Genomic DNA, 25470 nt, shown 5'->3' with positions numbered 1-25470 from the left:
AAGGATGAGTATAAAAACCTTCAAATACTACACCGCCACTGTCACGACGAAAAATCAGCTTCCGATGGAAGCCTCGATATAACCACAAGGAAATTATCACAGGCAACCACAGAGAAGTCAAGCGGTATCCTTAACAAGGGAACAGTCAAACTAGGAGCCGTGTGAGGTGAAAGTCTCACGCACGGTTCTGAATGGGAGGGGAGGTCGGTGACGACCTTCTCGACCCCTAATTCCATTGTCAATTGCCTATTATCCATTGACCGCGATCGCCTTTTGACCTTTGACCCCTTCCCCTTGAACTGCGATCGCTGATTAGTTGATAGTCAATAATTGATTGAAAAAACACGGATGAGAAGCTAGGGACATTTTTTCCCCGCCAAGTCGCTAGAATGGGACTAGACTTCTCAAGCTTGAAGAATCTTCCTATGTCAGACTCTGTAACGATCGCCGATATTTACAAGTTATTTGAAAGAACTGAGGCCCAATTTGCCGAGTTTCAAAAGGAAGCTGATCGCCGCAGTGCCGAAGCCGATCGCCGCAGTGCCGAAGCTGATCGCCGCAATGCCGAAGCTGATCGCCGCAGTGCCGAAGCCGATCGCCGCAATGCCGAAGCCGATCGCCGCAGAGAGGAAGCTAATCGCACGATGGAAGAATTAAAAAAACAGGTACAAGAAACGACCAAAGCCGTTAATAACCTAACAACGCGCTGGGGCAGATTCGTTGAAGAAATGGTAGAGCCTGCGGTCGTGCGTTTATTTCAGGAACGGGGCATTGATGTCACCCAAACGATGAGTCGCTTGAAAAGTAAGCGTCCTGGGGCGGCAATGGAGATTGATATTGTGGCGGTGAATGGGAGCGAGTTGGTGGCTGTGGAATGTAAATCTCGACTGTCGAGGGATGATGTAGATGATTTTGTCAGCCGATTACAGCGATTTAAGGTTGCTTTCCCCCAATTTCGAGAGTTTCGGGTTTATGGGGCAGTGGCAGGAATTGAAATTGATCAGGGGATAGATGTCTATGCCTATCGGCGCGGTTTGTTTGTGATTAAGCAGTCGGGGGAAACGGTTAAAATTATCAATGATGTTCAGTTTCAACCTTTGGGTTTTGCTTAAGGTGTTTAATCTCTTTGTTAAGAAGGCGTAATTTTGCGATCGCCATTAACCCCTTCCCCTCAATCTAAACAGCAATCGCCCTTGCCCCCTTTACTTGAAACCGACATTCCGCACATCTTCATATATTTTTATATGTTTTTACATTCCCCAAGATGTTTTTACGAAAAACTGTCATTGTAGAGAATGCTATTGAGAACTATTTTCAATAATTGATTTTTTCTGAGAAAACCAATTACAATTCTTCACCTTGATAAAAATCCATAATTGTAGCTATAATCCTTACTGGCAAAGGGTTGTAAGCAATGTATTAGTAAAAATTATCAATTGAATGTTAAGAAGTGCGGAAGATGGGTTGAAATCCAGACTTTGATCGCCCTTAACCCCTTTTCCCAAAATTTAAACAGCGATCGCCCTTGACCCCTTTACTTGAAATCCAGACTTTAGATCGCCCTTAACCCCTTACCCTCAATCTAAAATGCGATCGCTATTTTAAATACTTGCTATAATAGCCAAATATTAAATATTTGAGAACCATGACTCAAACCTTAATTAAGCGACAGCAAAGCCTGTATAGGGTCTAATTTTAGGGGATTTAAAGGCTAAAATAATCTGGTTTTGAGGGATTCCTGCGGCTACTAATTCATCGGCAATACCATCCTCAGTTCCGTCATGTTGAATCCAAATTTTTTGATCGATAATATCAATATGTAATAGGGTTCCGTAGATTCGATAACCATTTTGCCAACCTGTTTCAACCAATAAATAGCGATCGCGGGTTTGAGCTAGGACTAATTCGATTTTGATTTGGCGATCGGTATCGAGGAAGTCGGCATAATCTTGGAATGTTTTTTCAATAATTTGCCGATATTGGGCAATTAAGGAAGCCATCGTACAATTACCTCCTGGTTGGGATCAAAACTAAATGACTGAATAATACCATTTAGCAATCATTAAGGGCGCGATCGCTGTGATCGGTTTTGTTGGCTATTTTGACAAGGGCTTTTCAATTATTCTTTATTTACTGAAATTTTAAGGGAAATAACGATAGAATTCTCGGCGATGAAGAACGCGAGTAAAGGTAATTGTATCGTTTTCAAGAAAAAAGCCAATTCTATAGTCACCGACTCGAATACGATAGGCATTATCGTCTCCTTTTAATTTTTTCAGATTGCTAATTTCCTTAAGATTCTGAACGGCTAAAATATCAGTAAAGACAAGGTTTTTTATGATTGAGTAAGAGGATGTACTTTTTAAACTTTTAAAATCCTTGATAAAAGTAGGAAGGTAATTGGTTTTCATTCTTTTTCTAATTCAATTAGGGCTTCCTCAAGACTTAAGGGAGTTTCATCTTTAACGTCTATCATGGCACGATAGAGTTCAGTGTCTTCATAAGTTTCTATCATTTGTTGATAATCTTCAAAGTTAATGATGACTTGCTGTATCTGACCTTGATGATCCATAATCAATTCTTGGGCAAAGGGATAATCTTTTACACTCATAATTTTTCCTCATTTTGATAGGATTGTTGATCTTAATTCTAATGTAGCCTGAATTTTTGCGAGGAGTTCTTCGCAGTCTTTGACTAGAGGAATGCCAAGTTCTTGGGAGAGGGAGAGGGCGGATTGGCCATGGGTGAGGGCGCGATCGCTTTTGTAGCTTGTTTCAGCATAACTTAAGTTGTTATGGATCAGGCTTTTTGGGTAAGTTTAAACAGGATAAACCTGCATCTTTGGCTGTAGAATACTTGATTGGAATAAAAGCAAAATATAATTTGTCTGTTCGATACTCTACAATGTGAACAAATTCTACAGAGGGATTTTTGCGATCGCCCTTTTTCCCAAAATCTAAATCTAAACAGCGATCGCCCTTAACCCCTTCCCCTCAATCTAAACCGCGATCGCCCTTGCCCCCTTTACTTGAAATCCAGACTTTGATCGCCCTTGAACCCTTTCCCCCTAAACAGTGATTGCTTTTCCTATTTGTCAATAAATAATCTTGCTTTCCTTAAGATAAATTGAAGCACAGTTTCCTGTTTAGACACAATATCCGCCGTAACTTCCATTCCTGGTTTAATAACATTTTCAGGATTATTTTTAAGATACAATACATCGGGTTTGATGGTTACTTCATAATAAGGACTTTGTTGAGTGGTTTGATTTTGATTTGGATTAACCACATTTTGTTGGGGAATAATCACGTCAGGAGAAATACTGATTACTTTTCCGTTTAATAATCCATAATCAGGATAAGAATAAGCCGCGACTTTCATTTGAGACAGTTGATTAAGTTTTAATTTACCTCGGTCTTGGGTGGAAACTTTAACCTTAATGACTAAGGGAGCATTAATAGGAGAAATTTGAGCGATTTCAGCACCAGTCTGTACCGATTGATTTAGATTTCTTAAGTTAAGTCTTAAAATCGTCCCTTCACTGGGAGCCGTAATCACGGTTTTTGCCATTTCTAATTTAACTTGAGCAATTTCGTGTTGATCACTCTTAATTTGTTTCATCAGTTCTGTTTGACGTTGATTTAAGGATTGCAATTCTTGATTGAGACGAGAAATAGAGGCTTCTCCTGATGCTTTTTCCTGAGAGATTTTTTCTTTAGCGATAGTAATCACCGCGTTACTCGGATTCTGAGTTGCAATTGTCTGATTTAATGGGAATCGGGCGGCTTGAATCGCATTTTCTTGTCGGTTGAGATTTTTTTGAGCGGCTTCGAGATTAGCTTGGCGTTCCTTTAAGGTTTGCTCTGCTTGACTAACTTGCAATTTCGCTTCATCAAACCTATCCTGTCCCAGGGCTCCTTCATCAGCAATCGTTTGATAGCGATTTAATCTATCCTTGGCGATTGTTAGGGCATCTTTGCTTCCCCTAACGGCGGCTTGGGCGGCTCGTTCATCAGTGAGTAATTTACTGAATTCTTTTTGGGTAACTTGTAGATTGGCTTGGGCTTCATTGACCTGGGCTTTAGTTGTTTGTCGTTTTTCTTGGTAATCCCGTTCTGTTTTTTGCAGTTCTGCCTGGGAAAGGGAGACGGTATGCTGAATGCGATTCAATTCTGCCGCTCGTTGATTTTCTAGGCTGTTAATTTGGGCAGAGATTTGGGCTGATTGCAGGGTGTTTTGGGCAATATTACTTTGCAATTGCGTTTTTTTTTCGATAAATTTGCTACTATCTAGGATAGCAAGCGTTTCTCCTCGTTTAACCGTTTCATTTTTCTTGACTAGAATCATTTTAACCGTTCCTTCGCTGGTGGCTTGAATGATTTTGATTTCTCCAAGTGGGCGCACCAGTCCCTGCCCTTTGACGGTGACGGGGAGAGGAGTAAAGGTACAGATAGCAATGGCGATAGCAACGGTACTGGCTAAAGAACTGCCTGCTAGAATCATCCAGGGACTAATACGGGGTAAAAATTCATCGTGGTGCAGAGGGGAGATAAAGGTGGGAAGTGAGTTGCTAGTCATGGTTAACGGGGAGATATGTCAGTAAAAATACTGGGTTCAGCAAGAACACGGACAAAAAAACTTCAGTGTTTCCACTTGACGGTTTTTTGTGTATGAGTTAGCCTTATGGGTATAAGTCTATCTTCACGATGAAGTGGGAGTCAAGAACGGAATCAAGAGAACCTCCCTGTGCATAGTTTTCGGACTTTGTTGGAAGACCTGGGGACAATTTGCTTGAATACAGTGGAATGTACGATTAGAGAGGGAAGTTATCGTTTTTCTAAGATAACTCGACCGACCCAACTGCAACAAAAAGCGTTAGATTTATTAGGAGTTTCCCTGATTTGTACCCAGTAAGGGGGCGGCGGAAATTCTTTTAATCCCTTCTACAGCACAGGTTATGGCTTTTTGTCAACGGGGAAGTCCAGATATGAACGTCAGCCAGTAAACGCAAGCTACTCATGCTGAAGTGAAGCTAACAATATAATCGGATACAGCCCAAGCTGCATAATTAAGAGCCTGGCGAATATCTTCCTCCTCCAACTCTGGATAAGCCTCTAATATTTCCTGAATAAATAACTGACTAGCCAACAGTTTCAGAACAAATCCTACAGTGATACGCATTCCTCGAATCGTTGGCTGTCCAAGACCTATTTGTGGATTAACAGTAATACGGTCTAGCTCTCTAATCACCGTGGAACTCCTGAGATAAACTCCTCCTGTATTGTTACATACAGCAATGAATGTTGAGCAAGTTTCTGCGCTGCTGCGTGTGAATTAAGCGGCGACGAGAGTAAATAGGTTGCTCCGGGCTGTAAGCTTGGCTCCTCTTCCTTTTTCTCATAAAGCTATCTATTCACCGCCCATGGGAAGATAAGGAATAAGTCGGTTGATTAGGGTTTTTATTCAGGGTTTGGCAATCCGTTAAGTATTGTTCAATGACGGTTTTAAAAGCTTGTTCTAGTTCATCAACGGAAAGACCATCAAAAACGATAATATCTTCTATGTTGATGACACGACCAAAAAATAAGCGATCGCTTTTATCGTATTCAATCACACCTTCATAGCCTTTGTATTGCATTAATTTACTCCTGCTTTAATTAAAAATTCACGAAGAGCTTTAATTTGGTATCTTTTTAGTTCTTTATAGGTTTTTCGCTGTTTTTTGTTCATTGGCTAATTATAGCTTGATTGCTAACCCAATAGCTTATATGCTACAGTTCTACCACCCGCCCTTAACCCTCTCCATGCCAATAACAGCATTTATCCAACAAACAACACCAATCACGGGTTGAGGTTTCGTTGAGGGTATCGAGAGGGAAAAGCCTTTTTGGATATTCTGAGCGTTAGTGGTGGTTTAAAAATACACCATCTCTAGGAGCCTATCTTGCTATAATGTAAACTGTCAGGAGTCATTTTGGAAACCATCATGGAAATAAATAACATTAAACAAAAAGCCAGAAATTTAATCGATAAATTGCCGGATAATTCTACATGGGATGATTTGATGTATGAGATTTATGTGAGACAGGCAATTGAAGCAGGATTAGCCGATAGTGAGGCGGAAAAGGTTATTTCTGTGGCAGAAGTACGCACTAAGTTCAAGCTAGAGCCATGAAAGTTTTCTGGACAGAAACCGCCGTTAATCATTGATCAGCCATCTACAACTACATATCACAAAACTCCCCTCAATATGCTCAAAGACTGGTTGAAAGATCGACCAGACGCTCAGAACAGATTGCTAATTTTCCCTTTTCGGGTCGTCTTGTTCCGGAGTTTGAAACTGAGCAGATCCGAGAAGTATTGAGTTCCAGGGCATTGATCGGCTTAACTATACCAAGGGCATCTAACGGTGATGAGTGATCGGCACAAAGATGGCAGCTCGAAGACACTACAATTGACAAACCTGTAAATCCATGTTACAATTGATAATTGATAGATAAAACTATCATTAGCATGATTGTTCTTAATTAACCATAATACTTTTATTCTCATCAGCCTCGATATTTCAGTTTGAGTGTGATGGTAATCTTGAGTAAATTGACTAAATTTCAAGGAGCAACTAAATGCCCGAGAGTTTACAAGGTGAGAAATGTGACGATACTGCAACTAAGGCTAATCAATTTTTAAATACTAGAAACGACCTTATAAGTTATCAAACAAAAAGATTAGACAATCTTTCTGATTTTGAACAACTTGAGCAAGCCTTAATGAATTTTACAAGCAATAAGAAAGATACGGTAAAATATATTCTAAAAAAAGTTTGTGAAGAAGCTAAGTGTCAAGTTGCAGCGATTTTTTTAATCTCTAAGGATGATGTACTAGAGCGTTTTGCCATTCAAGGCAAAGACGTTAATGGTGAGCCAATAGATGATACATGGCTACAAGAAGAGAGGTATGCGAAAGGGGAGAGTTTCACTGGCAGCGCTGCCAATCCATCTGATGGATCATATGGGAAGGTTACTGGAGAGCTTTTCCAGTATGAAAATTTGAAGTATAGGCAGGAGTATTCTGATAAGCTAGGCAAATTAATCTCTGCCATTGCCTTACCTTTGAATGGACGAAACAAAACCTATGGAGTATTGAGAATTATAAACAAAGTTGATGATCAGGGCAATATTGACGATCTGGCAAGCTTTGATCCCTGTACAGTAGCTTTCTTAGCAGGAGTCGCCTCTGCTAAACTATCTAATATTCACAGGGATTCTGAGATTAATATACTCAATTACTTGACATACCTTGCAGATATTATCCCAGTTGATTCCTTTGACAAGTATCAAGAAAGGATGTATGACGAAATTTTCAAATACTTAGTCGGCAACGAGACTCCATATAAAGTTGCCATTCTTTACAGAAAAAACTTGTCTTCTGAAGTAATGGAAGTTTTACGATTTTCTGAAGTATCTGGAGTAAGTAATTCATGTCGAGTTTATCTTGAAGAGGTTGGAAAGGAGTTTGCAGAAAAAATCTCTTCAAATACTTGTCAATTTATTGAAGGAGTACATGAGGAGAAAAACAATAATCGGTTTATTCAAACTGATTTAAAACATTTTGAAGATTCAAAACTTGAAGCCTTTGGCGTTTTCCCACTTTTCTTTGAGGGAAAATTCATCGGAGCTATTGCTCTATTTTTTGGATATAAGTTCAAGCTATTCGATAATAATCTTAGCTTTTTACAAAGTTTTTCTTCTTTACTTGCCATATTAGTTAACAAACAAACTCGGGCAGAGAGACTAAGGGAGTTTGAAAGTCTTGCTGAAGATTGGATTAATGAAACAAGTCATTTATCCTCAACCCATGAGGCGATTATACATCCTAACTATCAGAGAATTATTGGAATGGGGCAAGATGTCATACCATTTTTGCTCAAAAATCTTAAAGAGCCAAAAAGCCTTCCTAGCCGTTGGTTTTGGGCATTAAAAGCTATTTCTGGTGAAGATCCGGTTCCTAAAGACAGCCGGGGTAAGTCTAAGCAGATGATCGATGCTTGGTTGCACTGGGGTATCCGAAAGGGATATATTAAAGGGGATATATTAATGAACACTAAATCATCTATTTAAAAAGTATGTGTATTGTAATCATTAACGGTGATAGTCATATAACCAGTCCGATAACTCTTTATTACAATTCCTTTGCTTGGGCAGTAAATGATCAAGAACGTTGTTGGTTTCCCGATGGATTTGAGACTGAATATTGGCCGGCTGGAGTACGAAGGGAGAACACTCTAAGTGCCTTCATAGATGCCTATAGCACCAACGGTTTTGAAGTTTGCCCAACTCGTGATCCTCATTTAGAGTTTAGTCCTAACGGTTTTTTTGTTGAAAAAATCGCTATTTATACTATTGATGGTAGGCCCTCTCACGCCTGTCGGCAATTAAACAGTGGAAGATGGACGAGTAAAATAGGAGTTCGTGAAGATGTAGAACATGAATTAGTGGAAGATTTTATTGTAGAAATTGAAGGGATACGTAGGAGTCTTGGAAACCTCAGCATTATTATGAGGCTAATACATGATTAATAGTAGGCTAGAGTCTAGCTCTGCTTTCAGATAAGATATTTATCTTAAGTTTGCTTGTGGAAGTTCTGCAATTGTAAAGATATGCTATAATTGGAATGAGTCAAAGTACCAAAGTTAAGCGTTTAGAGGAAGTAGCGAATTGCCATCAAAAGCTAAATATTATGTTCGGCAAGTCTTTCAGCAAAATTAAGTCTCTGACTATGTACACCAAAATAGCTAAGTTATAATTTATGGAAAATAATCAACTTATAGAAAGAAGGTTTGACGGCAAGATAGGTGATGATTATAGTCTCTGGCAATCTGCTCGTCCTCATCTTAAAAAGTTAAGACAAGAGTTAGTCAAACTACTAATTAACTATCAAAACTCTTGCCCAAAGGAATCGCTGATCCTAGAAATTGGGTGTGGCGATGGAGAATTAACTGAGATGATCCTATCTGAAGCAAAAAATATTAAGATAATCGCTATCGATAACGAACCTTCGATGATTCAAAAAATCCGCTCAAGGCTTTCACATTACCTATCTCAAGATACTCTTGTTGTTATTCAGGATGATGTTTTAAACTTTTTGCAAAGTTATCCTTTGAATAACTTTAATTTTATTGTTTCTGGATTCACTTTTCACAATATGTTGGCACTCTATCGTTTTCAAGTATTTCAACTATTATATAGTCGGCTTCTCATTGGAGGTAAGTTATTAGACGCTGATAAAATCGCGCAAAGAGGTGAACAGCATAACCGTGATATAAAGTGGCAATATGATAAATTCTTTGAAGTCCTTGTATCTGCTGAAAGGTTCGATCTCCTGAAAGAGGTTATGTTGCACTATACTACGGATGAACAACCTAATAGAATACGCTATGAAGATGAAACAATCTCTGAACTTTCAGAAATTGGATTTCAAGAAGTTACCTTATACTTACGTCAATATATGGATGCACTGATTATAGCCTCTAAATAGAATTTTACCCGATTGTTAGCACCTAAGTTAAATATTTTGGGATTCAAGTCTTGAAGCTAACGTGGAAATTCTCTTCGCTCCATAAACAATTCCCCCACCCCCACCTTGGTAAAAGTGATGGTATATAAGAATTGGAAATGTAAAGTCGCTCAAGTCTGCATTTTCAAGCTCCAACCATATACCTCCTCTTCGCCAGCCAACGCAATCGCCAAAACGATCCCATACTTCCCGATTATAGTCTTCTGTACCCCCTCGGTCACGGTAAATTCTCGCCTGTCCCTTGATCCCGAATTGCTGGTTACTGTATTGCATCCAGAGTCGGTCGATTTCATTAATTACCTTTAGGGATACCCCTCTAAAAAGATCATAGAAGTCATCATAATTTTCTATGACCATCCACTGGTACATAATGAAAGCGGTTTCGTAGTCGGCTTTTTTCCAATCCTGTTGCTCTAGGTACTCTTCTAGTTTTTGATAGATTTGTTCTTGGTTTTCTATGAGATGTTCCCTCTGTTTTCTCAGTTCTTTTTCGTAGGCGCGATCAGCCTCTTTGTGATATTGTACCGAGATCATCTTATCGAATTGTTCCCTAAACCTTTCAGGGTTTTCTGTCTCTGCAAAAGCTAGACGGAAAATCTCTGCCCATCTTTCCTCGTTTTTGTTCTCTTTATTTCCCCATAATTCATATAATTTATCATGAGCTTTCCTAGATAATGAATAAACCTCTGTTGCGACCGGATGTTGGACAGAGAAAATAATATTAGGTAAAATTCGAGAGACACGATAAAGTTGATTTTTTTGTTCAACTTCAGGACTAATTTCCAGTAGTCCCAGTTCTCTTGCCCGTTTTAATTGTCCTTGGTAATTAGAAATGGAGCTACAAACAGCTTTTAAAGCTACCATCGGGACGGGTATCTCATAGATTAAACAATGACTAAGAACCTGCTGTAATGGCTGATCGATAAGCTGGTACAGTTCCTGCCAAATAATTTTATCTTTCCACAAATCGGGACTATTTTCTAGTTCAGCTAATTTAGCTTCTGCCTCTTCTCTACCTAAAATATCATTATTGAGAAATTCTAGTAATCGAGGATTTCCATCGGCTAAATTCAACGCCCTTTCCCTGAGAGGTTCAGGAAGTTGATCCGGGGTAAAATTGGCTAGACGAGCGAGTTTTTTAGTCAGTTCGGCTTTTCTAAATGGTTCTAATCCCTGCAAGAAAAAAGCCTCTAATAAATCAGAATCGAACTCGTAGCGACAAGTAATCAGAATCCGATGGTCAGTTCCCGTTTCTTGGATTGCCGTGACTAATGCTGCTAAAATCGGGGCGACTGGAGCCTTAAGAATGTAGCGACCGTCACGGGGTTCAAGATTCCATTCAAAGTCATCAAGAATCAGAAGAAACGGTTTTTCTCCCAATTCAGCTAACCGAATGAATAGGTAAGATAATCGAGATTTAAGTTCAATTTGATTGTTTTCTAAATCAGCAATAAGTTCTCTAGTTTTAGGATTGATGAGTTTATCTTTTAACTTTCTTATCAAATAAACTTCATCAATTTGTCGCCACCAGAGAAGCTTTTCCGATTCAGGCAATCTCTCCCACAGTCGAGAGGCGATACTACTTTTTCCCCATCCTCCCATACCATGAATTAGTACCCCAACCTTTTCCGAATCCGTTTTCAGCGTTCGCAAACAATTCTGTAACTGGCGACGACGACCGACAAACTCTTCCCTTTTGACCACCCTAAGCCGATTTTCATCATCTCTAAATTCTCTGGTAATTGTCGGTTTTGGCAGTTGTGTGCGTTTCGGTGTCCTTAAGGGAGTTACTAGGGCTTGAGGTAGAGTGTTTCCTACATATAAGCGCAGTTTATGCCAATCCCTTGCTTGCTGGTCAATTAAGGCTCTATAGGTAGCAGATAGGGCCTCAATTACCGTTTCCCCTTGGGATAAATGTCCGTACAATTCCTTCGCTGCTACTGCTGCATCCGTATCTAGAACCCTTTCTCCCCAACCCAAAACAGCTTTTGCCCCCAAGTCCAAAAATTCTTCCGCCATGGAGGGAACTGCGCTGTCAGGAGCATAACCTGTACGGCAACCAGAGAGGAAAATTAAAGGCGGTAAAGAAGAACGAGCGATCGCATCATAAATGGCATTGGTGTCGCTATCAACCCGGTTGCCATACTCATCCTCGGTGAGAAAGCAGGGTTTTCCGTCCTGATGAGTTGCATGACCTGTTAAGTGAAAGACATCAAAGTAGCCTTGGTCATATTCCCGAACTACATAGCCTAACTCATTTAAACAACCACTTTCTTCTACTCTCAAGTTCACCGGATTGCGCTGGGTGGCTGCTAAAATTTGCCCCTCTTCTGCTTCGTAATCTAAGACGGGTTCAACGCCTAGCGGAGAGGTAGCCATAAAGAGCAAGTTGAGGGGGCGGTTTTGCGGCGGACTGACAATCTGATTCGGTCTATTATTGGAAAACCACCGCACGGGAATAATGGCAGGTCTTTTCTCCACCAAAAAACCCTGACCATCGTGTAATAATTCCCAGGGTAGATGAGCTAATCCTTGGCTGGTGCTGATAGCCAGAACTATTATTTCCTCTCCCCGGTGGCTATCTAATTCGTTCTGGAGGATGCGCTCCGTACCATCTAACCATCGGTATAAACCTTGTCCTGTTCTGGCGTGGTCTTTCGGTAAACGGGTATAGTAATCGGTGTCAGCCTTTTTACTTAGGTTGTCTATTTCACTCAAGCATCTTGTGTAGGTACGAGTCTGGTCGGGGTTATCCCAGAAAAATCCGAACTCAACCCTATTGCTACCCCTCTCCTGAAGATCAATATGCAGTATCTTCATGATTTTTCTTGTTCCAAGAGTTTTTGTAGTTGCTCTAGGGTAGCATCTTTGAGCAGCAGGCGATCGCCGTTTTTGCTGACAATTAACACTCGTTCGATCTTCGGGGTTTCAGGAGAGTCAATTTTTCGCTTTAATTGGTACAATTTCTCAGCGATGGCGATTGTTCCGCTAATAATGCCGATGATGGTGGCGATGGTGGCAAGGGTTCCCTCTCTCTCCACTTCAGAGATAACTTCGTAGCTGCCTTGCACCCCTTCCATATCTAGGATGTCCTGAGCAACTTTGATAGCATCGAGGCCTTCAATTTCTATCTGCATCAGTTTTGTTCCTCCTGTCAGTACCCAAGCAAAATGATCCTAAATCCGTTTATTAAAAACTGATTATCTATTCCCCCTTTTGCCTGTCCTGATATCTAGCCTATACTCAACGAATTTAGTATGACCAGCTTAGTTGGGGAAAAAATCTCAATTACCATCAATGGTTAACCTAAGAAAATATTTCAGTCTCTCCGTCGGGAAATAACCTATTAGAGACTGAAAAATCTTAGTCATTCCATTCCCCTTTGGGTGGTACGGGGGGATTGCGTCGAAGATGACGGGTTAAGTCCTCATCCGGTTGTTTCTCTCCTCTTAGCCACTGTTTAATCGCTGTTTCGATAATGCGACTAGGATCGTTAGTCAGGTGTTTAATCTGGTCTAAAACTTCCGAGTCAAGGTGAATAGCGATTTCAACTTTCTCCGCCGTGCGCTGAGTCGGTGTAGCATTGTCGTTCATAAGCTCTATTAATGATTGCTATCTATCATTCTACCCGTCAGTCGAGGATTGTCATCCAAGAGTTTACCTATAGTAATCCGATTTGGACAAATCATAGAGCCTTTCCTTAGCCATTGCCCTTTGCCTGATTTTGTCAGCATAATCAAGCCTACCATAGTTTCCTGTGGATGCCGAGAGGGGAAGCTAAGGTCAAAACCCTGACTATACTTGCAGTTTAGCTTTTTTTACCTTTTACTTTTCGCTTTTGCTCCAGCCTTAGAGACTTTACCTCTACAATGAATTAAGGAATCTAAAATTTTATAAACCCCTGACTTTTGCCAACAGTGAACCACGATGACTGACGTTCCCGTTTCTCGCATTCGCAATTTTTCCATCATCGCTCATATCGATCATGGTAAATCAACTCTCGCCGATCGCCTCCTGCAAATTACGGGAACCGTAGCCCAACGGGAGATGAAAGAACAATTTCTCGATAATATGGACTTGGAACGGGAACGAGGTATCACCATCAAGTTACAGGCGGCACGCATGGATTATACCGCTAAGGATGGTCAAAAATACGTTCTCAATCTGATTGATACCCCCGGCCATGTGGATTTTTCCTACGAGGTTTCTCGGTCTCTAGCGGCGTGCGAGGGAGCTTTATTAGTTGTGGATGCGTCCCAAGGAGTAGAGGCGCAAACTTTAGCCAATGTTTACCTAGCACTGGAAAATAACCTCGAAATTATCCCAGTTTTAAATAAAATCGACCTACCCAGTGCCGAACCGGAACGAGTCGCGGCGGAAATCGAGGAAGTGGTGGGTTTAGACTGTAGTGAGGCGATTCGGGCCTCGGCTAAGGCTGGGATCGGTATTAATGATATTCTAGAGTCGATCGTCCAATTAGTTCCCCCTCCCCAAGATACCCTTGAAGAACCCTTCCGAGCTTTAATTTTTGATAGTTATTACGACGCTTATCGAGGGGTAATTGTCTATTTCCGCGTCATGGATGGTCGGGTGAAAAAGGGCGATAAAATTCGTTTTATGGCTTCTGGTAAAGAATTTGTGATCGATGAATTGGGAATTTTATCACCGCAACAGGTACAGGTAAATGAACTGCACGCGGGAGAAGTGGGTTATCTGGCAGCCGCGATTAAAACCGTCGCCGATGCCCGGGTGGGTGATACGATTACTCTAACCGCTAAACCAGCACAAGAGCCTTTACCCGGTTATACAGAAGCAAAACCGATGGTTTTCTGCGGATTATTCCCCACCGATGCCGATCAGTACGCCGATCTCAAAGATGCGCTGGAAAAGTTAAAATTAAACGATGCAGCTCTATCCTACGAACCGGAAACTTCTAGCGCCATGGGTTTTGGTTTCCGTTGCGGTTTCTTGGGACTGCTACACATGGAAATCGTCCAGGAAAGACTAGAAAGGGAATATAACTTAGATTTAATTACCACTGCTCCCTCGGTAGTTTATCAGGTCACTACCACCGATGGGGAAATTGTCGAAGTGGATAATCCTAGTTTGTTACCTTCCCCACAAAAACGGGAAAAAATTGAGGAACCTTATATCCAAGTGGAAATGATTACTCCCGAAACCTATGTAGGTGCTTTGATGGAATTATGTCAAAGTCGTCGGGGAGTTTTCAAGGATATGCGTTATTTTACTAAAACTCGCACCGCTTTGATTTATGAGTTACCTTTAGCAGAAGTGGTGACGGACTTTTTCGATCAATTAAAATCTCGATCGCGCGGTTACGCTAGTATGGAATATCAATTAATTGGCTATCGGGAAAATGAGCTAGTTAAATTAGATATTATGGTCAATGGTGATCCCGTTGATGCTTTAGCGATGATCGTTCACCGGGATAAAGCTTATTATGTTGGTCGTGCGTTAACCGAAAAGTTAAAAGAATTGATTCCCCGGCATCAATTTAAGGTTCCCATTCAAGCAGCTATTGGTTCTAAAATTATCGCTAGTGAACATATTCCCGCTTTAAGAAAGGATGTCTTAGCTAAGTGTTATGGTGGTGATATTAGCCGCAAGAAAAAGCTGTTAGACAAGCAAGCAAAAGGTAAGAAACGGATGAAAGCGATCGGCACTGTTGATGTCCCGCAAGAGGCATTTATGGCAGTCCTAAAACTCGATCCTCAGTAAAGTCTTGGGGTGAGAATTAACTCACCCTTTTTAGTTTTAGCAGAGGGAAAGAAATTATTATGAAACTTTTGAGATTATCCTATCAAGATTTATCCTCTGGATTAAGTATAGATTCTTGCGACTTTTTTTCAGATTTGAATTTATTAGTCGGTATCTCAGGTGCAGGAAAAACCTCGATTTTAAAGGCAATTAGTAATTTAAAAAGAATCGCTAATGGTGCATCTATAAATGGAGTAAAATGGGATGTAGAATTTTTAACAACCGAGCATATTCGTTATCATTGGTTGGGTGAATTTACTTCTGATCAAACCCTAGTCACTGAATATATAGCTGTTCTCACACCTGTGTGGCACAGTTTAACCCTTGCTGATTAAGCTTTTCAACATCGATAATGTACCTCTTGCGAACAGGAAACGCTATATTTATAGAGAGAATAGGGAAATAATTAAAAGAGAAAACGCTCAAACTTGGTTTAATGCTTAAAAAATCTGTCAATTATCACCTCTTTATAGTGTTGCAGAACTGTTAATTCTTAAACCTGATCTTTACCCATCCGAGCAGAATTTAATCAAATTGACACATATTTTGATGAACATATTGTACAATTTTATCACAAGTATAATAGTAACTCCAGAAAAACAATCCTAAAAGTGCCTTTAGTCTCTTCAGTTAGCAGTTATCAGATAGAAGTTAAAAATTGGCAATTTACTTGATGTTATGGCTTCCTTACGCGATATTCTCAGTTACTATCGCAATTATCAAAAAGCCGCCTTTTTGAGCATTGCTGCCTCCAGTGTCTTTGAAATTATCGATCTGATGGTTCCCTACGCTGTCGGACAGATTCTTAATGTTCTTTCTCATCAACCTTTAGATGGATTCGTCCAATCTTTAGTTGATCGCACCATGATTTTAACTCCCTTTGCCTCAGAAAAGTGGGTTAGTTTGGCGGTATTATTAGGCTTAATTTTCCTAACTACAGTAATTAAAGCACCAATTCAGCCTTGGCTGGGTGTATGGTTTCACTGGGAAATATCCTTAAGAGCGAGACGAGATCATCTCAAAAAAATTATTGCCAAAATTCTCACCTTACCCCTATCTTTTTACGATGAAAATAATCCGGGACGCATCGCTAACCGGATCGCCAAAGGGATAGAAAATCATACTTGGACTTATCCCGAAGTGGCGGGAATGATGATCCCAAAATTGTTTAGAGTTTTGGGTATCTTTATTGTTATTTGGGTAATTCAATGGCAGATCGCCCTCGCTTTTGTTATTTCTTTTGTATTAATTCTAGCTTTTATTGTGAGAGATTTAAAAGATTTAATGCAAAAAGAAAGAATTCTTGATCGGCACATCGAAAATACCCAAAGTCGCAATTCTGAGATTATTACTAATATCAAAACTGTCAAAGCTTTTGCCACAGAAGGACAGGAATTATATCGTCAGAAACAGCGTTTAGAGAGAGAATTTACCTACGTTGTCTATCGCATTCATAAGGGTTATGTGGACTTAATTACTTGGGAAAAAACCCTCGTCCAAGCTAGTTTATTTGGAGTATTTTTCTTTACTCTCCTAGCCACCGTTCAACAGAAAATCTCGATCGGGCATTTTATCACCACCTATACCCTAGCTAGTATGGCCTATGCGGAATTAGATCCCCTATCCCAAATGGCAGAAACTTTCGCCCGTCGCTATGCTTCTATGGTCCGTTTACAGGAATTTATCAACTTACCCAGTGGCACTGATGCAGGTAGTCTTTTAGCCGATCATGCTCAACATAATCCCTATCGTTTTACGGGGAAATTAGAATTAAGAAATCTTAACTTTGGCTATAGTCCAGAAAGAACCATTCTCAAGGATATTAATCTGCTGATTGAACCCTATCAAACCGTGGCATTAGTGGGAAAATCAGGTTCAGGCAAATCCACTTTAGTTAAGTTACTTTTCCGCTATTTTGAACCGAATCAAGGACAAATTCTGATGGATGGCGAGGATATTCGTCGCTTGGATGTCACTTGGTATCGGCGACGGTTAGCGATTGTCCATCAAGAAGTAGATGTTTTTAATGGTACGGTGTTAGAAAATCTCACCTATGGTAATCCTAATATTAGCTTCGAGAAGGTAGCAGAAGCCTGTAAAATCGCCCGTGTCGATGAATTTATCCACGAATTACCTAATGGTTATTCCACTATTGTAGGGGAAAGGGGCGTGCGTCTTTCGGGGGGACAAAGACAGCGTTTAGGAATTGCTAGGTCCTTAATTGTTGATCCAGATGTGTTAGTTTTTGATGAGGCCACTTCTAGCTTAGATTATGAGTCAGAAAGAGCCATTCAACTAGCCATGAAATCCATTTTAGGCACTCGCACCACGATTATTATCGCCCACCGTCTCAGTACCGTTCGAGAAGCGGATCAAATTGTCGTCTTGGATAATGGTCGCATTGTCGAGATCGGTAGCCATGACCAATTATTAAATCAGCAGGGAATCTATCAGCGTCTCCACTCTTTACAAGAAAGCGGCGAACTGGTTTAGCCTTAAAATAGTCCCCGATAGGGAACCGAGAAAATATATCTAATGGGAGTTGATACTATGTCTAACGAAACCGTTACCTATTCCCTAGAAGCTGTTTTGACTAGGATTGAGGGGAAAATTGACAGTCTCCAAAAAGATGTTGACCAAAAATTTGACAGTTTCCAAAAAGATGTTGACCAAAAATTTGAAAGTCTCCAAAAAGATTTTAACCAAAAATTTGACAAAATCGACGAACGGTTAAATAAGCTGGAGGTAGGACAGGCAAAGTTAACCGAAAAGGTTGAGGGAATCGATAATCGCCTAAAATCAGTGGAAGGAACCCAAAAAAATCAGGTTTGGACATTAATTATTCTTTTGGCAAGTGCGATCGCTACTGCCGGTTGGAAAGTATTTTTTTCAGCTAATCCCTAGAATTAACCTGTGGCTATTATTCACGGTTTCAAGTTTTGTCATCCCAGAAAAACGCTCTTCTCAGACAACCTCAAACCGGTTTAGTCTTAAAATAGTCCCCGATAGGGAACCGAGAAAATATATCTAATGGGAGTTGATACTATGTCTAACGAAACCGTTACCTATTCCCTAGAAGCTGTTTTGACTAGGATTGAGGGGAAAATTGACAGTCTCCAAAAAGATGTTAATCAAAAATTTGACAAAATCGATGAACGGTTAAATAAGCTAGAGGTAGGACAGGCAAAGTTAACCGAAAAGGTTGAGGGCATCGATAATCGCCTAAAATCAGTGGAAGGAACCCAAAAAAATCAGGTTTGGACATTGATTATTCTTTTGGCAAGTGCGATCGCTACTGCCGGTTGGAAAGTATTTTTTTCAGGTAATCCCTAGAATTAACCCGTGGCTATTATTAGGTTAACTACTCTTCCACAAGCCCGCTTTTTTTATTAATACAAATGTTTTATGGCTTGCGATCGCTCGTCAGCCGCGATCGATCGATTTTATTATCACGATCTCTCTAGGCTTTTTATATTTTTTCCTCTCGGTGGGATGTTTTTCTGTATGCTGGTAATGGTTTCCTTTTTTTATCCGCATATCTCCCCCCCCTATGGTCGATAGTCTTCCCCTACGCAATTTAAAATATTATTGTGACTTATTTTCTAAAATTAAAGTCAATAAGTCTAAGCAAAGTGGTGAAGCACCTTATAAGCCTATCTTATTATTATCAGTAATTGAGTTAATTAGTGATTCTCAAATTCAAGACAATAAAATATATATTTCTGATGAATTAATCGATACTTTTGATAAATATTGGAAGCGTTTAAACCCAGATGCCTTCAAAGGTGGGTTAGCTTTACCGTTTTTTCATCTAAAAAATGACGGATTTTGGAAGCTAAAGTTTAGTGATAGCTATGATGGAGGCCGTCCTCAAACTATTCCCAAAATTAGAGCAGATGTAGATTATGCGATTTTAGATCAGGAATTGTATAAACTTTTACAGGAACCGGAAGCTAGACGACAGCTAATTGATACTCTAATAGAAGCTTGGTTTTATTCTAGTCAAAAGCAATTAGAAGACATTTTGGAAATTAATCAAGTCCTACAACAAGATGATCGCACTGAACTAGATCGTAGTGTTGTGGCTGAAGGAGAAACACCAGCAAAATATTATTTTAAAAAGTCTATAGTTAGAGATGCGTTATTTCGTAAATCAGTCGTCCATTTATACGATTATCAATGCTCTTTTTGCGGTCTTAAAGTAAACCACTCCTTGACACAAAGTATTGTCGATGGCGCACATATCAAACCTTTTGCCAGATTCTATGATAACCAGATAAACAATGGTTTATCTCTTTGTAAAAATCATCATTGGGCATTCGATCAAGGACTATTTACTATTGACGATCAATACAAAATTATGATTAGTAAAGACTTTCAAGAAATTTCTCCTAATGCTAAAGCCATTAAAGACTTCCATGGTATGAATATTTTATTACCCACTCTAGAAGATCACTATCCGAAACCTGAAGCTATCCAATGGCATCGTCAGAATATTTTTAGAAATTAGTTACTTAAATTATTAATTATGAAATCAGAGCAAACAAACATTTTACCTAATCGTACTCTTCCTGAACTAATCGAAGATATTCAATTATTAACTAAGGAAATTCAGGAATTATACTGTCAGGATAATAGACCGTTAGTAGTTGGTTGGAGTGGAGGAAAAGATTCAACAACAGTATTACAATTAGTTTGGAATGCTATCGAATTGCTACCGATAAAAAAAAGAACTAAAACGATTTATGTAATAACCAATGATACTTTGGTAGAAAATCCTATTGTTGCAGCTTGGGTCAGAAATTCTTTGAAGAAATTACAGGAAGCTGCTGCAAAAAAACAGATGCCTATTAAAACTAAATTGACTTTTCCTTCAGTTGAAGATACTTTTTGGAGTTGTTTAATTGGTAAAGGATATCCTGCCCCAAGAAAAAGATTTAGATGGTGTACTGAAAGAATGAAAATTAAGCCTACAGATTTTTTTATTAGAGATATTATTCGAGATGAAGGAGAGGCAATTCTTGTTTTAGGTACTCGTAAAGCTGAAAGTATTGCCCGCGCTAGAAATATGGAAAAACATCGGGGATGGCGAATTCGAGATCGCCTGAATGCTAATCCTAGTCGTCCTAATTCATATTTCTATCTTCCCATAGAAGATTGGCGTACTGATGAAGTATGGATGTACTTAATGCAGTGGGAAAATCCCTGGGGAGGAGATAACAAAGAATTATTAGCAATGTATCGAGGAGCGACTGCGGATAATGAATGTCCCCTAGTGGTGGATACTTCCACTCCTAGCTGTGGGGATTCGCGCTTTGGTTGTTGGGTGTGTACGTTGGTAAATAAAGATAAATCCATGGAGGCAATGATACAGAATGACGAGGAAAAAGAATGGTTACAACCACTTTTAGACCTTCGCAACGAATTAGATATAGAAGATGACCGACCAAAACGGGATTTTCGCCGTATCTTTGGGAAAGTACAATTATTTGAAAGAAACTTAAATGGAGAAATATCGATCGAACCCATACCGGGACCCTATACTAAACAATGGCGGGAATATTGGCTGAGAAGAGTATTAGAAGCTCAGGAGAGCGTGCGTACTAATGCCCCAGAGGATATGAAAGATATTACCCTAATTACCACGGAGGAACTCAGCGAAATTCGCCGGATTTGGAGGGAAGAAAAGCACGAATTTGATGACCAATTACCGAAGATTTATAAACAAGTGACTGGAGAAACTTTTCAAGACCCGCGACCTGGAGCGGATAATAATCTTTTGGGGAGTGAAGAATGGGATATCCTCGCGGATATCTGTGCCGAGGATTCCATGCACCTAGAATTATTGGCTAAACTGATCGATACGGAACGTCAATATTTTCTCAAAATCTCTCGCAAGGGTATTTACAAAGACCTAGAAAAATGCTTTGAGTCTAGTTCTCGTAGTAAAGAGGAAGCGATCGAAAATGCTCGTTATGTCTATGATCTAAAGAATGCCGCTCAAAGTGGTAATATTGCCCAGGTGAAAGAACAACTCAAAGAGAGTTTTAGTGAACCGGAAAAAGACCCGCAAAAACAGTTAACTTGGGCCAGTATGAAATTCCCTACAACCGATGAGGAGGAGGAATAACGGGTTTATTTTACCCGTAAACCGGCGATCGAGTTGACCATCAATAAAATTACCATTTCTCGACGACGCGATGAAACCCTACCAAAAAATTCCTATTCGTGAATGTGGGGAACCCCTAGTACCTATACCCGCAGATAAGTTTGTTATCCCTTCTCCCCACGCTTACGAGAAATTAGGAGCTAATTATCGGGGTAAATCTCCCTATTTTTTGCGACAAGGGGTGTTAAATGCCCTGATTGACGCTCAAAACCGTCTGCAAGTCTATCAACCTGGTTGGCAAATTCTGATTTTTGATGCCTATCGACCGGTGGAAGTGCAACAATTTATGGTCGATTATACTTTTCAGACTCTCCTAGACACAAGAGGATTAGCCAAAGAGAAACTATCGGAGGCAGAAAGTCAAGCGATTTTAACAGAAGTTTACACTATTTGGGCAATTCCCAGCGATAATGCCGCCACTCCGCCTCCCCATAGTACCGGAGCGGCGATCGATATTACCCTGGTGGACGAGAAGGGACAAGCCATCGACATGGGGGGAGAAATCGATGAGATCGGAGAGCGATCGCATCCCGATTATTATATCGCCGCAAAAAGCCCACAAGAACAGAGTTATCATCAAAAACGAGTTTTATTGGCTAAAGTGATGGAGGAGGCGGGATTTAGCCGACATAAGGGGGAATGGTGGCATTTTTCCCTAGGGGATCAGATGTGGGCCTGGTCGCTCGATCGAGCCTACGCCATCTATGGCAGAGTGGAGGATTAGGGAGATAGCTGTTAGGAGTAAACTGAAAGCAGCTGGTCTAGATAAATACTGATATACTAACAAAAGAAGACTCAAAGCTTAGACCGGCTTCTGATCGGCGATCGCCAAAATTTGATTAACAAAAGCTTGGTGATCAACCACTGGTTTAGAAATATAACCATCGGCCCGACTCTGCTTGAGAAAATTCTCTCGATCGCCTTCCATAGCGTGAGCAGTGACGAGAATAACGGGTAAATCGGCGGTTTCGGGGTTAGCTTTGAGAATTTGGCTGATTTTAATGCCATCTACCGCTTTCCCTTCATAGACACTATGGGAGAGGGAGACATCCATTAAGATCACATCCGCTTCCTTGTCCCGAGCAATACGAAGCACTTCTTCCACATCTTCGGTCCCTTTGACCTCTAGACCACCTCGTTTGGTCAAAATTTTGGCAAAAACGCGAAAATTTATCGGGTCGTCTTCTACAATCAAAACAGTCGTCATAGGGATGCTCAGGGATAAACAAGGTTAAAAAGGGCAAAATGCCTTATGATTCACAGCTAGACAGATTGAAAACGAGAGACTCATGGCCAAACAACTGGATTTCTTAGCTAGTGGTCAAATTATACCCACGGCTTTACACCAAGAGATGGAACGCTCCTATCTAGAATATGCCATGAGTGTGATCGTGGGGCGAGCCTTGCCGGATGTACGCGATGGCTTAAAACCAGTACATCGTCGCATATTATACGCTATGCACGAACTGGGTTTAACTCCCGATCGCCCTTTTCGTAAATGTGCGCGGGTGGTGGGGGATGTGTTGGGTAAATATCATCCCCACGGTGATCAGTCAGTGTACGAGGCACTGGTTCGTATGGTACAGGATTTTTCCAGTCGTTACCCACTTTTATCGGGCCATGGTAACTTTGGTTCGATCGATAACGACCCCCCGGCGGCCATGCGTTACACAGAAACCCGTTTGGCCGGCATCGGTGATCAGGCGGTTTTAGGGGGAATTAGCGAAGCTATCGTTAATTTTAGCAGTAATTTTGATAATTCTCAACAGGAACCCGTTGTTTTACCCGCTCAGTTACCGATACTGATTCTTAATGGTTGTTCGGGTATTGCGGTAGGAATGGCGACTAATATTCCTCCCCATAATTTAGGGGAAGTGGTGGAAGGTTTAATCGCTTTGATTGATAATCCCGATTTAAGCGAGGAAAAGTTAGTAGAAATTATCCCCGGTCCCGATTTTCCCACGGGAGGCGAGATTTTAGATGATACTGGCATTCGCGAGGCCTATCGCACTGGTAGGGGGATTATTCCCGTGCGCGGAGTGGCGAAAACTGAAACAATTATCATTGAGGGCAAGCGCCGAAGGGAAAGGACGGCAATTGTGGTTACTGAGTTGCCTTTTCAGGTGAATAAGGCGGCATGGATTGAAAAAATCGCTGAATTAGTCAATTTAGGGAAATTGGAGGGAATTGCCGATATCCGCGATGAAAGCAATCGCGAAGGCATTCGGGTGGTGATTGAATTAAAGCGGGAAAGTCAACCGCAGCAGGTTTTGGCGGCTTTATACCAACAAACGGCCCTACAGACTAATTTTGGGGCGATTATCCTCGCTTTAGTCGATAATCAACCCCGGCAGTTATCGTTAAAACAAGTTTTACAGGAATTCTTGCGCTTTCGAGAAACAACTCTCACCCGTCAGTATGGCGATGAGTTGCAACAGGCCAGCGATCGCTTACACCTAGTGGAGGGTTTATTATTAGCTTTGCAGAATATCGATCGAGTGGTGGATATTCTCAAAAATGCCCCCGATGGGACGACGGCTAAGTATCGTTTTCAGGCAGAATTAGGCATTAGTGACCCTCAAGCTGATTCTATCTTGGCTATGCCCCTACGTCGTTTAACCGGTTTGGAAAGACAAAAGTTAGAGACGGAAGCGACGGAATTACAAACAAAAATTCAACAGTTGGAAACCCTCCTCCATAACCGTCAGGAGTTTCTCAAGTCTCTGAAAAAAGAATTGCGCTCTTTAAAGAAAAAATTCGCCGATAGCAGACGGACAAAAATTCGCACCGGGAAGTCGGGGGACAGGAAACAGGAGACAGCAGGGAAGAAATTGGATTCTGTGGTGAAAAAACAGGAGACAGTCCCGATGAAAAAATTTTCACCCCCACAGATGAAAGAGGTTTCTTTCCCCACACCCCACACCCCACACCCCACACCCCACACCCCACACCCCACACCCTCTTTGAAGGCAGAAGTTAAAAAACAGGAGAATAAAGTTAAGAAAAAATCTGAGAGTGAGAATACACCGAGTTTAAGCCTATTTACGCCCCAAGAACCCCCAGAAAATGCGATTTTATTGCTTGATGCCGAAGATAAAATGAGTTGGACGACACCAGAAGAGCGAGCGCCGGACCAGGGTTTAATTATCTATCAACAGGCGATCGAAAAACGGGAAAATTTTCTAGTTATCCTCGATAATGCCAAAGCTTACCCGATTGCTACCCGGGAAGTCCCCCCGCAAGCGAATCAACCGGTGTTGATCTCCAGTCTGCTGACCAAAACCGCCCAAAAAGAGTCAGAAGCGGTGTTAAATCAATTTTTCTTGACAGAACCTCAAAAAAATCAAGAATTGCTTTTACTGAGTCAACAGGGGCGAATAAAGCGGCTTTCAATCGATGAATTAGAGGGGGTTGGTAGTCGGGGTTTGTCCCTGATGAAATTGAAAGAAGACGATCGCCTATATGCTGCTATTTTTACTCACGAGGGCCTGGACTTAGCGATCGCCACCAGTAGCGGTCGAGTGTTACGTTATCCCGTGCGCGAGGAATTATTGCCAATTATGGGTAAATCTGCCCAGGGTTTAGCAATTTTGCGATTGCGCTACGGGGAACATCTAGCCGGCTGTGTTTCTCTCCCTCATCGGGAAAATCTGCTGCTGATTTCGGGATTAGGTTACGGGAAAAGACTGGCGATCGAGAATTTACGTCTATCACAATTAGGCGATCTTGGTTCACCTGCTTTACAATTCGTCAACAAACAGGATAGTTTAGCGGCCATGGTAGCGGCGCGGGCGGGGAGTATAGTGTTATTAAGTACCAATCAGAATCGAAAACTACCCTTAGAGGTGGAAACTGTGACAGTTACGGGTAAAGATGGGACAGGTTCACAATTAGTCAAACTCAACCCCGCAGAAAAAATTATCAAAGCACAATTGTTACATCGTCTCTAA

Annotated in this window: 25 protein-coding genes and 2 pseudogenes; 17 read left to right on the top strand and 10 right to left on the bottom strand. The window is 40.9% G+C overall.

What is annotated here, in order from left to right:
- Both N0824_RS21930 and N0824_RS15405 read left to right on the top strand, forming a co-directional pair.
- Window positions 1-154: pseudogene (locus N0824_RS21930) on the top strand (RNA-directed DNA polymerase); the annotation flags it as partial.
- A gap of 271 nt (window positions 155-425) precedes the next feature.
- Window positions 426-1112 (top strand): DUF3782 domain-containing protein, encoded by a 687-nt coding sequence (locus tag N0824_RS15405; protein WP_108937366.1) that lies wholly within the window; start codon window positions 426-428, stop codon window positions 1110-1112.
- 549 nt (window positions 1113-1661) lie between these two features.
- Here N0824_RS15405 and N0824_RS15400 read toward each other — a convergent pair.
- The 4 genes from N0824_RS15400 to N0824_RS15375 form a co-directional block, all read right to left on the bottom strand.
- A complete protein-coding gene (locus N0824_RS15400; protein WP_108937365.1) occupies window positions 1662-2000 on the bottom strand; it encodes a XisI protein in 339 nt (112 codons plus the stop codon).
- Between the two features lie 141 nt (window positions 2001-2141).
- Complete coding sequence (locus N0824_RS15395) at window positions 2142-2411, bottom strand: type II toxin-antitoxin system RelE/ParE family toxin (RefSeq protein WP_108937364.1); 270 nt, start codon at window positions 2409-2411, stop codon at window positions 2142-2144.
- Complete coding sequence (locus N0824_RS15390; RefSeq protein ID WP_108937363.1) at window positions 2408-2611, bottom strand: hypothetical protein; 204 nt, start codon at window positions 2609-2611, stop codon at window positions 2408-2410. Before N0824_RS15390 ends, N0824_RS15395 begins: the two co-directional genes overlap by 4 nt.
- Before the next feature lie 476 nt (window positions 2612-3087).
- Window positions 3088-4578, bottom strand: coding sequence for an HlyD family efflux transporter periplasmic adaptor subunit (locus tag N0824_RS15375; protein ID WP_108937362.1), 1491 nt, complete (start codon window positions 4576-4578; stop codon window positions 3088-3090).
- Window positions 4579-4719: 141 nt separating this feature from the next.
- On the opposite strand from N0824_RS15375, the pseudogene N0824_RS21755 reads away from it, so the two are divergent.
- A pseudogene (locus N0824_RS21755) lies at window positions 4720-4914 on the top strand (tail length tape measure protein); the annotation flags it as partial.
- 102 nt (window positions 4915-5016) lie between these two features.
- Here the strand turns inward: N0824_RS21755 and N0824_RS15370 are convergent.
- Both N0824_RS15370 and N0824_RS15365 read right to left on the bottom strand, forming a co-directional pair.
- Entirely contained in the window at window positions 5017-5250 is a 234-nt protein-coding gene (locus tag N0824_RS15370) for a DUF433 domain-containing protein (RefSeq protein WP_108937361.1), read from the bottom strand.
- Between the two features lie 163 nt (window positions 5251-5413).
- On the bottom strand, window positions 5414-5638 hold the full coding sequence (locus N0824_RS15365; RefSeq protein ID WP_108937360.1) for a toxin-antitoxin system HicB family antitoxin: 225 nt from the start codon (window positions 5636-5638) through the stop codon (window positions 5414-5416).
- 348 nt (window positions 5639-5986) lie between these two features.
- Between N0824_RS15365 and N0824_RS15355 the strand changes: the two genes are divergently transcribed.
- From N0824_RS15355 to N0824_RS15335, 5 genes are all read left to right on the top strand, one after another.
- Entirely contained in the window at window positions 5987-6175 is a 189-nt protein-coding gene (locus N0824_RS15355; RefSeq protein WP_104397005.1) for a hypothetical protein, read from the top strand.
- Window positions 6176-6623: 448 nt separating this feature from the next.
- A complete protein-coding gene (locus N0824_RS15345; protein ID WP_108937359.1) occupies window positions 6624-8117 on the top strand; it encodes a hypothetical protein in 1494 nt (497 codons plus the stop codon).
- A 5-nt stretch (window positions 8118-8122) separates the two neighbouring features.
- A complete protein-coding gene (locus tag N0824_RS15340; RefSeq protein WP_002744307.1) occupies window positions 8123-8575 on the top strand; it encodes a hypothetical protein in 453 nt (150 codons plus the stop codon).
- A gap of 95 nt (window positions 8576-8670) precedes the next feature.
- Window positions 8671-8802 (top strand): hypothetical protein, encoded by a 132-nt coding sequence (locus N0824_RS21615; RefSeq protein WP_002744308.1) that lies wholly within the window; start codon window positions 8671-8673, stop codon window positions 8800-8802.
- A 3-nt stretch (window positions 8803-8805) separates the two neighbouring features.
- On the top strand, window positions 8806-9534 hold the full coding sequence (locus tag N0824_RS15335) for a trans-aconitate 2-methyltransferase (protein WP_052276598.1): 729 nt from the start codon (window positions 8806-8808) through the stop codon (window positions 9532-9534).
- A gap of 27 nt (window positions 9535-9561) precedes the next feature.
- Here N0824_RS15335 and N0824_RS15330 read toward each other — a convergent pair whose 3' ends face one another.
- The 3 genes from N0824_RS15330 to N0824_RS15320 form a co-directional block, all read right to left on the bottom strand.
- Window positions 9562-12393, bottom strand: a complete 2832-nt coding sequence (locus tag N0824_RS15330) for a CHAT domain-containing protein (RefSeq protein WP_108937358.1) — start codon at window positions 12391-12393, stop codon at window positions 9562-9564.
- The gene (locus N0824_RS15325; RefSeq protein ID WP_108937357.1) at window positions 12390-12710 is read right to left on the bottom strand and encodes a hypothetical protein; all 321 of its coding nucleotides are present in this window, start codon (window positions 12708-12710) and stop codon (window positions 12390-12392) included. The genes N0824_RS15330 and N0824_RS15325 overlap by 4 nt, the downstream gene beginning before the upstream one ends.
- A gap of 226 nt (window positions 12711-12936) precedes the next feature.
- The gene (locus N0824_RS15320) at window positions 12937-13167 is read right to left on the bottom strand and encodes a type II toxin-antitoxin system CcdA family antitoxin (RefSeq protein WP_002732463.1); all 231 of its coding nucleotides are present in this window, start codon (window positions 13165-13167) and stop codon (window positions 12937-12939) included.
- Between the two features lie 333 nt (window positions 13168-13500).
- Between N0824_RS15320 and lepA the strand changes: the two genes are divergently transcribed.
- The 8 genes from lepA (at window position 13501) to N0824_RS15280 (ending at window position 22244) form a co-directional block, all read left to right on the top strand.
- Window positions 13501-15312, top strand: a complete 1812-nt coding sequence (lepA, locus tag N0824_RS15315) for a translation elongation factor 4 (protein WP_002762209.1) — start codon at window positions 13501-13503, stop codon at window positions 15310-15312.
- A 59-nt stretch (window positions 15313-15371) separates the two neighbouring features.
- Entirely contained in the window at window positions 15372-15686 is a 315-nt protein-coding gene (locus tag N0824_RS15310; RefSeq protein ID WP_233256456.1) for a hypothetical protein, read from the top strand.
- A 343-nt stretch (window positions 15687-16029) separates the two neighbouring features.
- The gene (locus tag N0824_RS15305) at window positions 16030-17844 is read left to right on the top strand and encodes an ABC transporter ATP-binding protein (protein ID WP_108937356.1); all 1815 of its coding nucleotides are present in this window, start codon (window positions 16030-16032) and stop codon (window positions 17842-17844) included.
- A gap of 57 nt (window positions 17845-17901) precedes the next feature.
- A complete protein-coding gene (locus tag N0824_RS15300) occupies window positions 17902-18255 on the top strand; it encodes a DUF4164 family protein (protein WP_108937385.1) in 354 nt (117 codons plus the stop codon).
- Between the two features lie 141 nt (window positions 18256-18396).
- On the top strand, window positions 18397-18684 hold the full coding sequence (locus tag N0824_RS15295) for a DUF4164 family protein (protein ID WP_046663852.1): 288 nt from the start codon (window positions 18397-18399) through the stop codon (window positions 18682-18684).
- Between the two features lie 217 nt (window positions 18685-18901).
- On the top strand, window positions 18902-19861 hold the full coding sequence (locus tag N0824_RS15290) for an HNH endonuclease (protein ID WP_108937355.1): 960 nt from the start codon (window positions 18902-18904) through the stop codon (window positions 19859-19861).
- A gap of 18 nt (window positions 19862-19879) precedes the next feature.
- Window positions 19880-21481 (top strand): DNA phosphorothioation system sulfurtransferase DndC, encoded by a 1602-nt coding sequence (dndC, locus tag N0824_RS15285; RefSeq protein ID WP_108937354.1) that lies wholly within the window; start codon window positions 19880-19882, stop codon window positions 21479-21481.
- A gap of 70 nt (window positions 21482-21551) precedes the next feature.
- Window positions 21552-22244 carry a M15 family metallopeptidase gene (locus N0824_RS15280; protein WP_108937353.1) on the top strand — a complete coding sequence of 231 codons (693 nt, stop codon included), beginning with the start codon at window positions 21552-21554 and terminating at the stop codon, window positions 22242-22244.
- Window positions 22245-22322: 78 nt separating this feature from the next.
- Here the strand turns inward: N0824_RS15280 and N0824_RS15275 are convergent, their stop codons facing one another.
- Entirely contained in the window at window positions 22323-22727 is a 405-nt protein-coding gene (locus tag N0824_RS15275) for a response regulator (protein WP_108937352.1), read from the bottom strand.
- Between the two features lie 82 nt (window positions 22728-22809).
- Here N0824_RS15275 and N0824_RS15270 point away from each other — a divergent pair, with 82 nt between their 5' ends.
- Window positions 22810-25470, top strand: coding sequence for a DNA topoisomerase (ATP-hydrolyzing) subunit A (locus N0824_RS15270; protein ID WP_108937351.1), 2661 nt, complete (start codon window positions 22810-22812; stop codon window positions 25468-25470).

The sequence above is a fragment of the Microcystis sp. 0824 genome, from assembly GCF_003112475.1.
Lineage (GTDB): Bacteria > Cyanobacteriota > Cyanobacteriia > Cyanobacteriales > Microcystaceae > Microcystis > Microcystis aeruginosa_C.
Note: the sequence above shows the minus strand (reverse complement) of the source record. Positions and strands in the feature narration are given on the sequence as shown.

Excerpts from the sequence above, each read along its gene's own strand:
- N0824_RS15300 (WP_108937385.1), top strand. The coding sequence starts at position 17,902 with ATGTCTAACGAAACCGTTACCTATTCCCTAGAAGCTGTTTTGACTAGG.
- N0824_RS15295 (WP_046663852.1), top strand. The coding sequence starts at position 18,397 with ATGTCTAACGAAACCGTTACCTATTCCCTAGAAGCTGTTTTGACTAGG.
- N0824_RS15390 (WP_108937363.1), bottom strand. The coding sequence starts at position 2,611 with ATGAGTGTAAAAGATTATCCCTTTGCCCAAGAATTGATTATGGATCAT.
- N0824_RS15320 (WP_002732463.1), bottom strand. The coding sequence starts at position 13,167 with ATGAACGACAATGCTACACCGACTCAGCGCACGGCGGAGAAAGTTGAA.
- N0824_RS15280 (WP_108937353.1), top strand. The coding sequence starts at position 21,552 with ATGAAACCCTACCAAAAAATTCCTATTCGTGAATGTGGGGAACCCCTA.
- N0824_RS15395 (WP_108937364.1), bottom strand. The coding sequence starts at position 2,411 with ATGAAAACCAATTACCTTCCTACTTTTATCAAGGATTTTAAAAGTTTA.
- N0824_RS21615 (WP_002744308.1), top strand. The coding sequence starts at position 8,671 with ATGAGTCAAAGTACCAAAGTTAAGCGTTTAGAGGAAGTAGCGAATTGC.
- lepA (WP_002762209.1), top strand. The coding sequence starts at position 13,501 with ATGACTGACGTTCCCGTTTCTCGCATTCGCAATTTTTCCATCATCGCT.
- dndC (WP_108937354.1), top strand. The coding sequence starts at position 19,880 with ATGAAATCAGAGCAAACAAACATTTTACCTAATCGTACTCTTCCTGAA.
- N0824_RS15400 (WP_108937365.1), bottom strand. The coding sequence starts at position 2,000 with ATGGCTTCCTTAATTGCCCAATATCGGCAAATTATTGAAAAAACATTC.
- N0824_RS15340 (WP_002744307.1), top strand. The coding sequence starts at position 8,123 with ATGTGTATTGTAATCATTAACGGTGATAGTCATATAACCAGTCCGATA.
- N0824_RS15290 (WP_108937355.1), top strand. The coding sequence starts at position 18,902 with ATGGTCGATAGTCTTCCCCTACGCAATTTAAAATATTATTGTGACTTA.
- N0824_RS15305 (WP_108937356.1), top strand. The coding sequence starts at position 16,030 with ATGGCTTCCTTACGCGATATTCTCAGTTACTATCGCAATTATCAAAAA.
- N0824_RS15345 (WP_108937359.1), top strand. The coding sequence starts at position 6,624 with ATGCCCGAGAGTTTACAAGGTGAGAAATGTGACGATACTGCAACTAAG.
- N0824_RS15325 (WP_108937357.1), bottom strand. The coding sequence starts at position 12,710 with ATGCAGATAGAAATTGAAGGCCTCGATGCTATCAAAGTTGCTCAGGAC.
- N0824_RS15310 (WP_233256456.1), top strand. The coding sequence starts at position 15,372 with ATGAAACTTTTGAGATTATCCTATCAAGATTTATCCTCTGGATTAAGT.
- N0824_RS15275 (WP_108937352.1), bottom strand. The coding sequence starts at position 22,727 with ATGACGACTGTTTTGATTGTAGAAGACGACCCGATAAATTTTCGCGTT.
- N0824_RS15335 (WP_052276598.1), top strand. The coding sequence starts at position 8,806 with ATGGAAAATAATCAACTTATAGAAAGAAGGTTTGACGGCAAGATAGGT.
- N0824_RS15270 (WP_108937351.1), top strand. The coding sequence starts at position 22,810 with ATGGCCAAACAACTGGATTTCTTAGCTAGTGGTCAAATTATACCCACG.
- N0824_RS15375 (WP_108937362.1), bottom strand. The coding sequence starts at position 4,578 with ATGACTAGCAACTCACTTCCCACCTTTATCTCCCCTCTGCACCACGAT.
- N0824_RS15405 (WP_108937366.1), top strand. The coding sequence starts at position 426 with ATGTCAGACTCTGTAACGATCGCCGATATTTACAAGTTATTTGAAAGA.
- N0824_RS15355 (WP_104397005.1), top strand. The coding sequence starts at position 5,987 with ATGGAAATAAATAACATTAAACAAAAAGCCAGAAATTTAATCGATAAA.
- N0824_RS15365 (WP_108937360.1), bottom strand. The coding sequence starts at position 5,638 with ATGCAATACAAAGGCTATGAAGGTGTGATTGAATACGATAAAAGCGAT.
- N0824_RS15330 (WP_108937358.1), bottom strand. The coding sequence starts at position 12,393 with ATGAAGATACTGCATATTGATCTTCAGGAGAGGGGTAGCAATAGGGTT.